This window comes from Vibrio sp. HI00D65 (assembly GCF_001635455.1).
In the GTDB taxonomy this organism is placed as follows: Bacteria; Pseudomonadota; Gammaproteobacteria; order Enterobacterales; family Vibrionaceae; genus Vibrio.
The window spans coordinates 1-360 of the sequence record NZ_LWEH01000028.1 but is presented as its reverse complement, the minus strand read 5'-3'; the positions used below and the strand labels follow the sequence as shown (position 1 = coordinate 360).

Below are 360 nucleotides of genomic sequence, written 5' to 3'. Positions count from 1 at the left end.
TTGAGTCTCCTACATCGAAGCCGAGCGGCGTTGATATTGGGAACCAACTGAGCCTTATCCCGGAACCAAGCGAAGTAGAGCAAGCATTAGCGAACGTGGATCCTGACGATCTGACGCCACGCCAAGCACTGGAAGAGTTGTACCGCTTGAAGAAACTGCTCTAATCAAAGGCAAGTAGGCCAAACCGACGTGCAAGCACCTCTTTCTGCTTAGGATTCAGCTCATCAAGCCAGAAGATCAGTGAGTTTTTGATATCACTATCTTGAGTCGAAACCTCAGGATCTGAGTTGTTCACATCTGGAATAATGTCCAGTAGTGCTTTCTCACCATCACCACCAATTGGCGTATCTACCGAGCTCA

At 48.3% G+C, this 360-nt stretch carries 1 pseudogene; it reads right to left on the bottom strand.

From position 1 onward, the window contains the following. Positions 1 to 163: 163 nt before the first annotated feature. Positions 164 to 360 (bottom strand): annotated as a pseudogene (locus A3712_RS06335) (RNA polymerase sigma factor RpoS); the annotation flags it as partial.